This window comes from Pigmentiphaga humi (genome assembly GCF_900606115.1).
In the GTDB taxonomy this organism is placed as follows: domain Bacteria; phylum Pseudomonadota; class Gammaproteobacteria; order Burkholderiales; family Burkholderiaceae_B; genus Pigmentiphaga; species Pigmentiphaga humi.
Window position 1 is genome coordinate 13,730 of the sequence record NZ_UWPJ01000017.1, and the last position, 12,869, is coordinate 26,598.

General features: G+C 68.7%; 9 protein-coding genes and 1 pseudogene. 5 read left to right on the plus strand and 5 right to left on the minus strand.

Going from position 1 to position 12,869, the window contains the following annotated elements:
• Window positions 1–13: 13 nt before the first annotated feature.
• From PIGHUM_RS10290 to PIGHUM_RS10310, 5 genes are all read right to left on the minus strand, one after another.
• Window positions 14–1,306, minus strand: coding sequence for a glycosyltransferase family 4 protein (locus PIGHUM_RS10290; protein ID WP_124079502.1), 1,293 nt, complete (start codon window positions 1,304–1,306; stop codon window positions 14–16).
• A 191-nt stretch (window positions 1,307–1,497) separates the two neighbouring features.
• A complete protein-coding gene (locus PIGHUM_RS10295) occupies window positions 1,498–2,019 on the minus strand; it encodes a hypothetical protein (RefSeq protein ID WP_124079503.1) in 522 nt (173 codons plus the stop codon).
• A gap of 31 nt (window positions 2,020–2,050) precedes the next feature.
• Window positions 2,051–4,762: an ATP-binding cassette domain-containing protein gene (locus tag PIGHUM_RS10300; protein WP_124079504.1), complete on the minus strand. Its 2,712-nt coding sequence runs from the start codon at window positions 4,760–4,762 to the stop codon at window positions 2,051–2,053.
• A 61-nt stretch (window positions 4,763–4,823) separates the two neighbouring features.
• On the minus strand, window positions 4,824–5,744 hold the full coding sequence (locus tag PIGHUM_RS10305) for a glycosyltransferase family 2 protein (RefSeq protein ID WP_124079505.1): 921 nt from the start codon (window positions 5,742–5,744) through the stop codon (window positions 4,824–4,826).
• Window positions 5,731–6,414 (minus strand): PIG-L deacetylase family protein, encoded by a 684-nt coding sequence (locus tag PIGHUM_RS10310; RefSeq protein ID WP_124079506.1) that lies wholly within the window; start codon window positions 6,412–6,414, stop codon window positions 5,731–5,733. Before PIGHUM_RS10310 ends, PIGHUM_RS10305 begins: the two co-directional genes overlap by 14 nt.
• A gap of 257 nt (window positions 6,415–6,671) precedes the next feature.
• Here PIGHUM_RS10310 and PIGHUM_RS10315 point away from each other — a divergent pair, with 257 nt between their 5' ends.
• The 5 genes and pseudogenes from PIGHUM_RS10315 (at window position 6,672) to aspS (ending at window position 12,797) form a co-directional block, all read left to right on the plus strand.
• Window positions 6,672–8,699, plus strand: coding sequence for a methyl-accepting chemotaxis protein (locus PIGHUM_RS10315; RefSeq protein ID WP_124079507.1), 2,028 nt, complete (start codon window positions 6,672–6,674; stop codon window positions 8,697–8,699).
• A gap of 218 nt (window positions 8,700–8,917) precedes the next feature.
• Entirely contained in the window at window positions 8,918–10,195 is a 1,278-nt protein-coding gene (locus tag PIGHUM_RS10320) for a putative Na+/H+ antiporter (RefSeq protein WP_124079508.1), read from the plus strand.
• A 182-nt stretch (window positions 10,196–10,377) separates the two neighbouring features.
• Window positions 10,378–10,731 carry an FmdB family zinc ribbon protein gene (locus PIGHUM_RS10325; RefSeq protein ID WP_124079509.1) on the plus strand — a complete coding sequence of 118 codons (354 nt, stop codon included), beginning with the start codon at window positions 10,378–10,380 and terminating at the stop codon, window positions 10,729–10,731.
• A 79-nt stretch (window positions 10,732–10,810) separates the two neighbouring features.
• Window positions 10,811–10,927 (plus strand): annotated as a pseudogene (locus tag PIGHUM_RS24415) (DUF502 domain-containing protein); the annotation flags it as partial.
• 70 nt (window positions 10,928–10,997) lie between these two features.
• Window positions 10,998–12,797 carry an aspartate--tRNA ligase gene (gene aspS / locus PIGHUM_RS10330; protein ID WP_124079510.1) on the plus strand — a complete coding sequence of 600 codons (1,800 nt, stop codon included), beginning with the start codon at window positions 10,998–11,000 and terminating at the stop codon, window positions 12,795–12,797.
• Window positions 12,798–12,869 lie beyond the last annotated feature (72 nt).

Consider the following 12,869-nt stretch of genomic DNA (forward strand, 5'->3'; position numbering starts at 1 on the left):
TCTCCTTTGCAGTTCACTTCGCTACCAGTGCTTCGTCGGCGACCGGGTGGCCGATCCCGCTGTGCGCCACGGCGGCGGGGCGGACCAGGCTTGCATAGCTGCGCAGCATGTCGCGCGCCACGCCGCTCCACGTGTACCGTTGCCGGGCCCGCTGCAGGCCATGGATGCCCAGTTGCCTGGCGGTGTCCGGACGCGCAGCCAGGTATGCAAGCCGTTCGGCCAGCGCCTCGGGGTCGCGAGGGGGAACGAGATAGCCGGTGTGCCCGTCTACCACGGTCGAACGTATGCCGCCGACGGCCGCGCCCACGACCGGCCGCGCGCACGCCATGGCTTCCACCGGCGTGATGCCGAACGGTTCGTACCAGGGCGTGGTGACGAACGCGTCGCAGGCGCCGTAGAACAGCGAGAGCAGGTCCCGGTCGCGGCGGCCGCAGAACTCCACCGCGTCGGTCACGCCGGCATCGGCGGCGATCGCGCGCAGCCGCGCCAATTCCGGCGTCGCCATATCGTTCGGATCGGGCGCGTCGCCGCCGACGATATAGAGCTGGGCCTCGACGCCGTAGCGGTGCCGCAACAGGGCGAGCGCGCGGATCACGTTGTCCACGCCCTTGCGCGGCACCATGCGGCCCAGTTGCAGAATGGCGAAGCGTGTCGGATGCCATCCCAGCGCCAGCCGCGCGGTCCGCTTGTCGAGCGGAACGAACTCTCGATCGTCGAAGCCGCACGGGATGACGTCGATCCTGGAAACCTCCGCGCCATAGTGGAGGATCAGGTCTTCCCGGTCCTGCGGGCATTCGGCGATCAGCCGCTGCGCCTGGCGCACCAGCTCCCGTTCGATCGCATAGCGCTCCGGAGGAAAACGGTCGGCGCTGCCCTGGTGCTGGCGGCGTACGCGATCGAGCGCGTGGAAGGTCATGACCAGCGGGATGCCGTTGGCGCGCGCCGCCGGCAGAGCCGCATGGCCCGACATGAAAAAGTTGGCATGCACGACGTCGTAAGGCCGGGCGGCATTGCGGAAGTGATATTGCAGGAACGCGCTGAACGCGTTCATGTAGGGCAGCAGTTCTTCCTTGGGAATGGCGTGCGCAGGGCCGGCCGGCACGTGCAGGACCCGCACGCCCGGAAGCCAGTGGGTGACCGGCGGCAGGTCGGGATCGTCGCGCCGCGTGAAGATGTCGACGTGCGTGCCGCGTGCCGCCATTTCGCGGGCGAGGTTGGCGACATAAATGTTCTGGCCGCCGCTATCGACGCTGCCTGGGGACGCAAGCGGCGATGCGTGCTCGCTGATGAGGGCGATGGTGCGCATGTCGGTTTCCTGACGGTGGAAAGTGGCAGGGGGTCTTCTACGCACGATGCATGCCTGAGGGGGGTCCGTCCCGTTTTCGGGGAGGCGGAGCGCGAGCTTGCACATTCGCCTGCCCCTATCAGCAAGGGTTGCTGATCCATGACATGGCCGGATAGCCAGGCGGTGTGCGAGGCCTTCTTGGCGTTGGCAGACTAGAGCGTGAGCCCACGGGCTTCGGTGTGCGCGCGTCCTTTCACGATCGCTCTCAGGCAGGCGGCGACCGTGGCGGCGAATGCCTCGTCGTACCAGGGGTGCGCGCCGCTGGCGGCCACCACGTACCCGTCCAGGCAGGCGGTGCCCCACAGCGTGGAGTCGCCCTTTTGCAGCCAATGCGGATAGACGGTCTGGACCAGATGGCTGTCCAGCCCGGTGCGCCAGCTCAGGTAGGCCTTGCCGCGCGCGAACGCGCCGTAGTCCGCGTCCCACGTTGCGGGATCGCCCACCGCGTATTCATAGAGAATGGCCGTTTCGAACTGGTCGCGCGCGGGCGAGCTGGCCGGGTCCATGATCACGATGTAGAGAAAGCCGCTTTCGCCAACGCGATCCTTGTCCTGCATGGCCGCTTCGATCAGCGGCAGGGCCATCCTGACCGCCTGGGCGGCGGCCTGGCGGTCGGCATAGAAACTGGGGGCCGATGTCGTCGGCGCCGCGGCCAGGAAGGGGTTGCTGTTCATGCGGGTTCCTTGTGGACGAGGGGAAAGGGAGTCAGGCCGGTCCTGCCGGGCCGGGCGGCGCCGTGCCGCGCGCTTGCGAGGCCACGGTCATGGCCAGCTCGGCGGGGTCCACCGGTTTGGCGAGGTGCACCTGGAAGCCGGCCAGCAGCGCGCGCATGCGGTCCATGGGCTGGGCGCGGCCGGTCAGGGCGATGGCGGGCATGAGATCGGGCAGGGAAGTGCCGCGGCGCGACTCGATCGCGCGGATGTCCTGCAGGACCTGGTGGCCGTCTTCGTCGCCCAGCGACAGATCGCAGACGAGCACGTCGGGCCAGTCCGGCGACGGCGATCGCTCCAGGTAGTCGAGCGCCGCGCGGCCCGAGTTCATCGCGATCGTGGCCGCGCCGTAGGTCTCGAGTACCGCGCCGACCTGCTCCAGCACCTCGGCCTGGTCGTCGACGAGCATGATGCGCAACCCGGCCAGCGACACGGCGCCGCCGCGCGGCTGCGCCGGGCTGCGCACCGCGTCGGCAGGCACGGCGCGCAGCGGCAGGCTCAGCACCCGGGTCTCGCCCCGGCCCGCGGGCGCGGGCCGTGTCGCAAGCGCGCCGCCCTGGCTCTGCGCCATCGCGCGGATATGCATGGGATCGAAGACGGTAGAGCCCATGCCGGCCGGCTCTGCCGAGAGGGCGCGCGATTCCATCGCCACGACCGTCTCGTCGTCGCGGCCGTCCGTCACCGCCAACTGCACGGTTTCTCCGGCCGCGTGCAGGCGCAGTTCCATGCGTCCATGCGGGGGGCTGACGGCAATGGCGTTCATGCACAGTTCGGAAACGATTTGCTGCAGGGTGCTCGGGTCGCCCATGACGCGGTAGGACTCCGATCCCATGAAGGTGTAGAGCTCGATGGCGCGCGCTTCGAGCAGCGGCCGCAAGCCGTCGAGGACGCCGGCCACCAGCGCGACCATATTGACCGGCTGCGATCCGAGCTTGCGGCCGGCCTGCTCGAGCTCGTTCTGTTTGAGCTGCAGGTTCCACATGCGCGCGTACATGCCCTGCCTGTCCAGCAGCGCGCCGTGGGTGCCGCGCTCGACGATGCGTCCCTGGTCCAGCACGATGATCTCGTCCGCTTCCACGACGGTGGAGAGCCTGTGCGCGATGATGAGTGTGGTCCGGTCGCGCGCGAGCTTGGACAGTTCGGCCTGGATCGCGCGTTCGGCCAGGGTGTCCAGCGCCGAGGTCGCCTCGTCGAAGATGAGGATGGGCGGGTTCTTGAGCATGGCGCGCGCGATGGCGATGCGCTGCCGTTCGCCGCCGGACAGCTTGACGCCGCGCTCGCCCACCATGGTGTCGTACTGGGCCGGCAAGGCATCGATGAACTCGTGGATGCGCGCCGCGCGCGCGGCCTCGATGATCTCCGCCATCGACGCGCCAGGACGGCCGTAGCCGATGTTGTAGGCCACGGTCTCGTTGAACAGCGCGGTGTCCTGCGGCACCATGCCGATGTGGGCGCGCAGGCTCTGCCTGTCGAGCAGCCTGAGGTCCTGGCCGTCTATCGTGATGCGTCCGCTATCCGGCTCATAGAAACGGAACAGCAGGCGCGCCAGCGTGGACTTGCCCGAGCCGCTTCCGCCCACCACGGCCAGGGTCGCGCCGGATTCGATGTGCAGGTCCACGCTCCACAGGATCTGCCGGCCCGGTTCGTAGCCGAAATCCACCGATTCGAAGCGCACCTCGCCGCGCTCGAACTGCAGCGGGACGCCCGCCTCCGTGCCGTCGGCTTCGGCCGGCGTGTCCAGCAGGCTGAGCAGCCGTTCGGCATTGATGACCGCATCCTTCGATTGACGAAACACCATGCCCAGCGTATTGAGCGGCAGGCTGATCTGGATGATGTAGGCGTTGACCAGGACCAGGCTGCCCACCGTCATCGCGCCTGCCACGACGTCGCGGCCGGCGAGCAGCATGATCGCGGCCACGCCCATGGCGATGATGGCGCTCTGCCCCACGTGCAGGACGGACAGCGCCCGCTGGTTGGCGATGCCGGCCTGGCGCCAGCGCTCCAGCAGCTTGCGGAAGCGCACCAGTTCGTAGTGTTCGTTGGTATAGAACTTGACGGTCTCGTAGTTCAGCAGGGTGTCGACCAGCCGGCCGCTGCTGGCCGAGTCCGCGGCATTCATTTCGCGCTGCAGGGCGGCGCGCCGTTCGGTCAGCGCGAACGTGAACAGGCTGTATCCCGCCAGCGCCAGGACGACGATCACGGTGAATCCGATGTCGTAGCCGATGGCCAGCACGACGGCCACGGCGCCGATTTCGAACAGCGTGGGAACGACCGTGAACAGCGTGGTGCCGAGCAGGAACGAGATGCCGGCGGCGCCTCGTTCTACGTCGCGCGCGAGGGCCCCGGTCTGGCGCGTGACGTGGAAGCGCGGACCGAGCCGGTGCAGGTGGGCGAATGCACGCTCATTGAAGCCGGCCACGATCTCGTGCAGGACCGGCGCGAAGGTCACGTCGCGCAATTCGTTGAACAGCGTGCCGAGAAAACGCAGCAGGGCATAGGCCAGCAGCAGGAACACCGGCAGCACCGCCGCGCCGGGCGAGCCCAGTTCGTCCACGATGAGCTTGAGCAGCAGCGGAACCGCCACCATGACCAGCTTGGCCGCGATCAGCAGTCCCATGGCCGCGCCGACGCGCCGCCCGGCGATGCGTACCGGCGGCCATAGCGTCTGCATGAGTTGTCGGCGAATCGCGCCATGTGGCTGGGCCATGAGCGGCAGCTTCCTGGTTCCGGCGGACGTACCGCGGCAGCAATATGCATACCCGGCCGGTTCAGCGGGGCGAGGGCGGCGGCGCGGCCGAAGGCGTGTTTTCTGCCGGGGACGCAAGCCTGGGGGCCGCCAGCGCGCGTCGCATCTGCATGACGTGCGGCGGCGCCACCCGCCGTTGCGCGGCGACCCAGCGCCAGCCGGCCAGTGCGTCGCGCAGCGCGCCCGGCCTGGCCGCGGGAGGCAGGCTGCGCACTATCCGGACGGTCTCGGCGCAGGCTTCCCGTACCGGAAAGCGCAGCCACGCGGTCCAGATCTGGTTGCGGGCCAGCAGGCGGCGGCGCCCGGCCGCATCGCGCCGGGGCGAGGGGTCGTGGCGCGTGATGATTTCCGGGCAGTAGGCCATGCGCCAACCGGCCGCGGCGAAGTCCAGCGCCATCAACGCTTCTTCGGCGCCGATGAAGAATTCCGGCCGATAGCCGCCGACGCCGAGAAAGGCCTGCACGCGCATGACGCTGGCCCCCGCCAGGAAGCCGAGCAGCGCCTTGCCCGGCAGGCCGCCGGAAGGCAGGGGACTGGCGGCCATGGACTCGCAGGCCGGGTCGAGCCTGTTGCCGGGACCGACGCGAACCTGCGCGCACAGCACCGCCATGGACGGGTGCCGGTCCAGTATGTCGGCCGCCCGGTCCAGCGCGTGCGCCTGCCAGCAGGTGTCGTCGTCGCAGAAGGCGACATAGGGGGTGGCGGCGCCGTTCACCCCGAGGTTGCGGCCCGCTGCGCCGGCATTGCCGTCCGCGGTGATCACCCGCACATTCGGGCAGGCCGTCCGCAGCGCCTGGGCCGTGCCATCCGTACTGCCGTTGTCGACCACGCAGATATGCGCACGGTCGGGCAAGGCGCGCAGGCCCGCCACGGTGCGCAGGACTTCCTCGCGCCGGTTGTGGGTCAGGACCACGACGGTCACGCGGGCGTCAGCGGCGGTCATCGTTCTCTACCGTCCAGTAGCGCTCGGGCAGCCGGGTGTCGTCGTAGCCGTGCTCGCCGAAGGCGCGCAACTGGCTGGCATACGCCTGCACCGCCCGGCGCTTGGCGCAGGAGCCGGCCGGCGGCCCGGCTGCCGGGGTCAGGACGATGCCCGTGGACAGCAAGGCGGCCAGGCGCCGCTGTACCCGCCCAGGGTGGCGGCGGTACAGCGCGTCTTCGTAAAGCAGCCAGGTACGTGCCGGCTCCGTCCGGCAGAGCAGCATGCAGGCGTCGTGGGCCAGCACATGGTCCGAGTGGAAAAGCCCAAGAGGGGCGAGCACGGTCCGGCCATCGAGCCGGTCCAGCGCAGCGGCGAGAGACTGAGCCGCATCCCGGGGGGTGCAGCGGGCGCCGTACTGGGCATCGAGCAGGTCGAGCCACACGGGCCGGGCGCCGAGCCGGTCCAGGGCGCGCGCATCTTCTTCGCGCCTGGCGCGCATGGCCTCGGCGCCGCTGCCGAAGCCGCAGCGCCTGTCCCATTCGGTCGGCGGCCCCTCGTCCGGAATGCCGGCGAATACCGTCACCACCAGGCTGCCCGGCACGAGGCCGAGCAGGTCGCCGCAGCTGAACACCGCATCGTCCAGGTGCGGAGACACGGCAATCAACGGGCCTGGGGCGGCGAGGGCTTCCATGGGGGTTGGACCGGCAGGGAGGATGGACCACCTTGCCACCTCTGCCCCGCATCGGGTGTAACGGTGTGGCGCGGGGCCGGATCGATCCGCCCGCCGCCGCTTGGGCGGAAAGCGCAGGCGCCTCGGGGGATTCCCGCAGCGAAAAACGCTCAACTCCTGGCTACCCCTGCCGTAAACAGTCACACGCCGGGCCGCAAAGGAGCCGGTGCGCGATCAAAACGACCGGCACGAGCCGGCATAACGGTTTGGGGTAAACAATGAATGTATCTCTCGGCTTGGGCCAGCGTTCGCTGGCCAAGCAGGTGCTGGTACTGGCGCTCGCGGTCAGCGCCGTCGTGTCGATCGTGACAGCCGCCATCGTGGCCTGGCAGGGCCTGCGCGCCGGCCGGGAAAACGTCGAGCGCGAAATGATGGACGCGCTCGGCTCGATCAACGCCAGCCTGGTGTCCTCGTTCGAGTCTTCGCGTGCACGCGTCGAGCGCCAACTGCTGGTGTTCCAGCGCATGCTGGGCGAACTGCCCTCGCCCGACGGCACGTTCACCGAGACCGGCGCGGCCGGCGAGGTCGCCACCATACGCGCGGGCGAGACCATACTCAACGTCTCCGTCTTGCAGCGCATGCGCAGCTATACCGGCGCCGAACCCGAACTGATCGTGAACCACCAGGGCCGCTGGATCCGCGCCGCCACGCTGCTGCGCGGCAGCGACGGCACGCCGCTGACCGGCCAGCCCGTGCCGCCCGAGGACTTCGTGGTCAAGACCCTGGAGAGCCAGCAGCCCGCCACCAGCATCGTCTACCGCAACAATCGCTGGTATGCCATTCACGTACGTCCGCTCAAGGACGACAACGGCAAGCTCTTCGGCGGCCTCGCGCTGCAGGTGGACATGTCCGACGACGTGGCCGGCACGCTCGAATTCATCGAGAAGACCCGGGTGGCGGGCCATGCCGACATGTTCGCGCTGACCCCGCGCGTGAACGGCACGTCCGAGTTCCTGGTCGATCCCGTCTACAAGGGCAAGCCGGTCGAGGATGCTCCGGAGTCGGACCGTGCTTTCTACTATCAGTTGGTCGATTCCGACCATGGCTTCCTCGAAGTCACCCGTTCCAGCGACGACACGACCAAGCTGGTGGCATACCAGACCGTGCCCAACTGGGGCTGGACCCTGGCGGCGGCCGGTTCGAAGTCGGACTTCATGGCGACGCAGTACCGCCAGGTCCTGCTGATCGTGGCGCTGCTGGTGGCGGGCGGGGTCATGACCGGCCTGCTGATCTACCTGCAGATGTCCGTGGCGCTGCGTCCGGTGCGCGGCGTGGTCGAGGGCATCGCCCGCCTGGGCGACGGCGACCTGACGCGCGACGTACCCGCCGGCCCGCGCGGTTCGCGCAACGAGATCCACATCATGGCCGACCGGATCAACGCCACGCGCACCCGCATCGCCAACCTGGCCCAGCAGATGAACGCCACCGGTTCGCAGGTGGCCGCGGCCACCACGCAGACCCTGCAGGCGCTCAACCAGATCGGCAAGGGCACCGAAGTCCAGTCCGAGGCCGCCAGCGGCGTGGCCGCGGCGGTCGAGCAACTGACTGTCTCGATCTCCCAGATCGCCGACAACACCCGCGAGGCCAATGGCTTCTCGCGGACGTCCAGCACCGCGGCCGAAGAGGGCGCGGTGGTGGTGACGCAGACCGTGGCCGAGATCGAGAAGATGGCGACGCAGGTGGCCGACTCGGCCGAGGTGGTGCAGGAACTGGAGGCGTCGTCGCGCCAGATCTCGGCCGTGGTCAAGACCATCCAGGAGATCGCCGAGCAGACCAACCTGCTGGCGCTGAACGCTGCCATCGAGGCTGCGCGCGCCGGCGAGGAAGGGCGCGGCTTCTCGGTCGTGGCCGACGAGGTGCGCGGCCTGGCCGAGCGCACCAAGACCTCCACCGCGCAGATCGCCCAGGTCATCGCCGCCGTGCAGAAGCAGACGGCGCTCGCGGCCGAGGCCATGCGCCAGGTCAATGCCGACATGCAGCGTTCGGCCGAAGGCGCGCGCCAGGCCGGCGACGTGCTGGCGCGCATCCGCGACGCCGCGGGCCGGACCGCGGAGGTCATCGCCGACATCTCGAATGCCGCGATGGAGCAGAAATCGGCCTCCGAGCAGATCGCCAGCCGGGTCGAGCAGATCGCCCAGTATTCGGAAGAGTCCGCCGCCGCCGTGCAGCAGTCGGTAGCCTCGGCCGAGTCCCTGCAGAACCAGGCGCAGGTGCTGGACGAGACCATCCGGACCTTGCGGACGTAGGGACCCCCCCCCTACGCGCTGACGCGCGCCCCCCCGGGGGCGAAACCGGCGGACCGGAAGGGAAGCCCACCCCACGCGGCTACGCCGCGCCCCTCAAGGGGCAGCACTGGCGGACCGGCGGAGCCGGATCCGCTGTGCCTCGGGGCTACTTTCATGCGCCAGGGCGCAGGCGATACACTGCCTGCGCCTTTGTTTTTTTGTGAGGAGCTTTCTTCGGCATGCCCACCGTCCCGGCCAGCGCGATCGAGTTGATCGCCACCCTGCTTTTCGCCGTCGCCATCGTCCATACGTTCTCCGTGCCGGTCTTCGCCAGGCTGGCCCATCGCGGCGGCAGGCATGCGGGGCTCTGGCACCTGCTGTCCGAGGTCGAGGCCGTGTTCGGCGTCTGGGCCTTCGTGTTGCTGCTGGCCATGGCGGCGCTGGCCGGCGCGGGCGCCGCGGTCGACTACCTCGACACGCGCAATTTCACCGAACCCTTGTTCGTGTTCGCCATCATGGTGATCGCCGCGAGCAGGCCCATCCTGGACCTGGTGACGCGCGCGGTGGGCGGGCTGGCCGGCCGGCTGCCGGGCAACCGCGCCGTCGCGACCTACGGCCTGACCCTGGCGCTGGTGCCGCTGCTGGGTTCGTTCATCACCGAGCCCGCCGCCATGACGCTGGCCGCGGTCATGCTGCGCGACAGCTGTTTCCGGCATGTGGACGACACGCGTTTCAAGTACTGCACGCTGGGCGTGCTGTTCGTCAACGTGTCCATAGGCGGGGTGCTGACCTCGTATGCCGCCCCGCCGGTGCTGATGGTCGCCGCCACGTTCGGCTGGGATACCGCATACATGCTGGCCCATTTCGGCTGGCGCGCGGCCTGCGCCGTAGTGCTCAATGCCTGCGTGCTGACCTTCTGCTTCCGCCGCCTGATCGCCGCGCAGGATGCGCCGCCGCGCGCCGATGCCGCGCCGGCGCCACGCATTCCGGCCGTCGTGGCCGCGGTGCACGTCGCCTTCCTGGCGGCCGTCGTGCTCTATTCGCACCACCCGGCGGTGTTCGTCGGCCTGTTCCTGCTGTTCATCGGCTATACCGAGGCCTACAAGTCCTTCCAGAGCCCGCTGCTGATCAAGGAGGGGCTGATGGTGGGCTTCTTCCTGGCCGGCCTGGTGGTGCTCGGCGGCCTGCAGAAATGGTGGCTGCAGGGCCTGCTGGCCGGCCTGTCGCCGCTGGCGCTCTACTGGGGCGCCGCCGTGCTGACCGCCGTGACCGACAATGCCGCGCTGACCTACCTGGGGTCGCTGGTGGACGGCACCTCGGAGGCCTGGCGCGTCATGCTGGTGGCCGGCGCCGTGACCGGCGGCGGCCTGACCGTGATCGCCAATGCGCCGAATCCCGCCGGGTTCGCAGTGCTCAAGGGGGCGTTCCCGGGCAGCACTATTACGCCCCTGGCGCTGCTGCTGGGCGCCTTGCCGCCCACGCTGGTGGCGGTGGTGTTCTTCCTGCTGCCGGTCTAGGGCCTGTTCACGCCAAAAGAAGCCTTGCTCGGGCCGGGCCGGCCCGATTTGGGAACAACCGCGCCGATTACCCAAAAAGTCGCTAAAATTCAAGGCTTTGATTAATTTTCCAGAAGTCCGGCCAGCGCCGCTCGTTGCGGCGCCCGGACGTTCGGGCCGGACAGGCCCGAGGAGTCTTGGCAATGCCTATCTACGCCTACAAATGCAGTGCCTGTGGGTTTGAAAAAGACGCGCTGCAGAAGATGTCGGATGCGCCGTTGACCGACTGCCCGCAGTGCGGCCAGTCGGCCTTTTCCAAGCAGCTGACGGCCGCCGGCTTCCAGCTCAAGGGTTCGGGCTGGTACGTGACCGATTTCCGCAACGGCAATAAGTCCGGCAGCGGCGGCGCGGCCGCTTCGCCTTCGCCGGCTTCGGCGTCCAGCGCTTCGGACAGCGCGCCGGTTTCGTCCGGCACGCCGGACAGCGCTTCGTCGTCCGGCGGCGGGTCGTCGCCTTCGCCCGCGCCGTCTGCTTCGGGGCCGGCCGCTTCTGCCTGACTTTTGCCGCCGGGCCGCCCCAGGGCAAAAATCGTCCCTTCTGGGGCAGCGCAGCCGAAGGCATGGCTCGAGGGTAGTTTTTTTGATGGCGCCGCGCGCCGATATCGCCGAACTGGGTATGACTGTGAATGCGGCCTTGAAAGACATCGTGTCGATGGGAGTGATGGCGCCGGGTACTCCGGCGCGGGGCAATTGACGCCCGGCCATGGGCCGGCGCGCGAGCGAGCGCCCCTGCATCGACACACACCAATTTAGACGGAGAATTCATGCGTACCTGCTATACCGGCCAGGTCTCTACCGAGTACCTGGGACAAACCGTGACACTGTTCGGCTGGGTGCACCGGCGCCGCGACCACGGCGGCGTCATCTTCATCGACCTGCGCGACCGCGAGGGCCTGGCCCAGGTCGTCTGCGACCCCGATCGCGCCGACACCTTCCAGACCGCCGAACGCCTGCGCAACGAGTTCTGCGTGCGCGTGACCGGCCTGGTGCGCAAGCGCCCCGAGGGCACCACCAACCCCGCGCTGAAGTCGGGCGAGATCGAAGTGCTGGCGCACGACATCGAGATCCTGAACGCCTCGGTCACGCCGCCGTTCCAGCTCGACGACGAGAACCTCTCGGAAACCACGCGCCTGACGCACCGCGTGCTGGACCTGCGCCGCCCGCAGATGCAGCAGAACATGATGCTGCGCTACCGTGTCTCCATCGAAGTGCGCAAATACCTGGACAGCCTGGGCTTCATCGACATCGAGACGCCCATGCTCACCAAGAGCACGCCCGAAGGCGCGCGCGACTACCTGGTGCCTTCGCGCGTCAATGCCAGCCACTTCTTCGCGCTGCCGCAGTCGCCGCAACTGTTCAAGCAGTTGCTGATGGTGGCCGGGTTCGACCGCTACTACCAGATCGTCAAGTGCTTCCGCGACGAAGACCTGCGCGCCGACCGCCAGCCCGAGTTCACGCAGATCGACTGCGAGACCTCGTTCCTGAACGAGCAGCAGATCCGCGACATTTTCGAGAACATGATCCGTCACGTGTTCAAGGAAGTGAAGGGCGTCGAATTGGCCGATCCGTTCCCGGTCATGCCGTGGAGCGAGGCCATGGGCCGCTTCGGTTCGGACAAGCCCGACCTGCGCGTCAAGCTCGAGTTCACCGACCTGACCGACGTCATGAAGAACGTCGACTTCAAGGTGTTCGCCAGCGCCGCCAACAGCGAAGGCGGCCGTGTGGTCGCACTGCGCGTGCCGGGCGGGGCCGAGCTCAGCCGCAGCGAGATCGACGCCTATACGCAGTTCGTCGGCATCTACGGCGCGCGCGGCCTGGCGTGGATCAAGGTCAACGAGATCGCCAAGGGCCGCGACGGCCTGCAGTCGCCCATCGTCAAGAACATCCACGACGCCGCGCTGGCCGAGCTGCTCAAGCTCAGCGGCGCGCAAAACGGCGACATCCTGTTCTTCGGCGCCGACAAGGCGCGCATCGTCAACGATTCGATCGGCGCGCTGCGCGTGAAGATCGGCCACAGCGAATTCGGCCGCAAGCAGGGCCTGGTCGAAGGCGACTGGAGGCCGCTGTGGGTGGTCGACTTCCCGATGTTCGAGTACGACGAGGAAGAGCAGCGCTACACTGCCGCGCACCATCCGTTCACCTCGCCCAAGGACGGCCACGAGGACTTGCTCGAGACCAATCCCGGCGCGTGCCTGGCCAAGGCCTACGACATGGTGCTCAACGGCTGGGAAATCGGCGGCGGCTCGGTGCGTATCCACCGCGAGGAAGTGCAGAGCAAGGTGTTCCGCGCCCTCAAGATCGACGCCGAAGAGGCCCAGGTCAAGTTCGGCTTCCTGCTCGACGCGCTGCAGTACGGCGCGCCTCCGCACGGCGGCATCGCCTTTGGCCTGGACCGCATCGTCACCATGATGACCGGCGCCGAATCCATCCGCGACGTCATCGCCTTCCCCAAGACCCAGCGCGCGCAATGCCTGCTGACCGGCGCCCCGTCCATGGTCGACGAGAAGCAGCTGCGCGAACTGCACATCCGCCTGCGCGCCGCCGAAGTCAAGACGGCGCAATAAGCTTCCGCCAGGGCACCGCGGATCCGGCTTCGCCGGTCCGCCAGTGCCGCCTCCTCGAGGCACCCGCATAGC

Excerpts from the sequence above, each read along its gene's own strand:
- PIGHUM_RS10295 (WP_124079503.1), bottom strand. The coding sequence starts at position 2,019 with ATGAACAGCAACCCCTTCCTGGCCGCGGCGCCGACGACATCGGCCCCC.
- aspS (WP_124079510.1), top strand. The coding sequence starts at position 10,998 with ATGCGTACCTGCTATACCGGCCAGGTCTCTACCGAGTACCTGGGACAA.
- PIGHUM_RS10300 (WP_124079504.1), bottom strand. The coding sequence starts at position 4,762 with ATGGCCCAGCCACATGGCGCGATTCGCCGACAACTCATGCAGACGCTA.
- PIGHUM_RS10320 (WP_124079508.1), top strand. The coding sequence starts at position 8,918 with ATGCCCACCGTCCCGGCCAGCGCGATCGAGTTGATCGCCACCCTGCTT.
- PIGHUM_RS10305 (WP_124079505.1), bottom strand. The coding sequence starts at position 5,744 with ATGACCGCCGCTGACGCCCGCGTGACCGTCGTGGTCCTGACCCACAAC.
- PIGHUM_RS10315 (WP_124079507.1), top strand. The coding sequence starts at position 6,672 with ATGAATGTATCTCTCGGCTTGGGCCAGCGTTCGCTGGCCAAGCAGGTG.
- PIGHUM_RS10310 (WP_124079506.1), bottom strand. The coding sequence starts at position 6,414 with ATGGAAGCCCTCGCCGCCCCAGGCCCGTTGATTGCCGTGTCTCCGCAC.
- PIGHUM_RS10290 (WP_124079502.1), bottom strand. The coding sequence starts at position 1,306 with ATGCGCACCATCGCCCTCATCAGCGAGCACGCATCGCCGCTTGCGTCC.
- PIGHUM_RS10325 (WP_124079509.1), top strand. The coding sequence starts at position 10,378 with ATGCCTATCTACGCCTACAAATGCAGTGCCTGTGGGTTTGAAAAAGAC.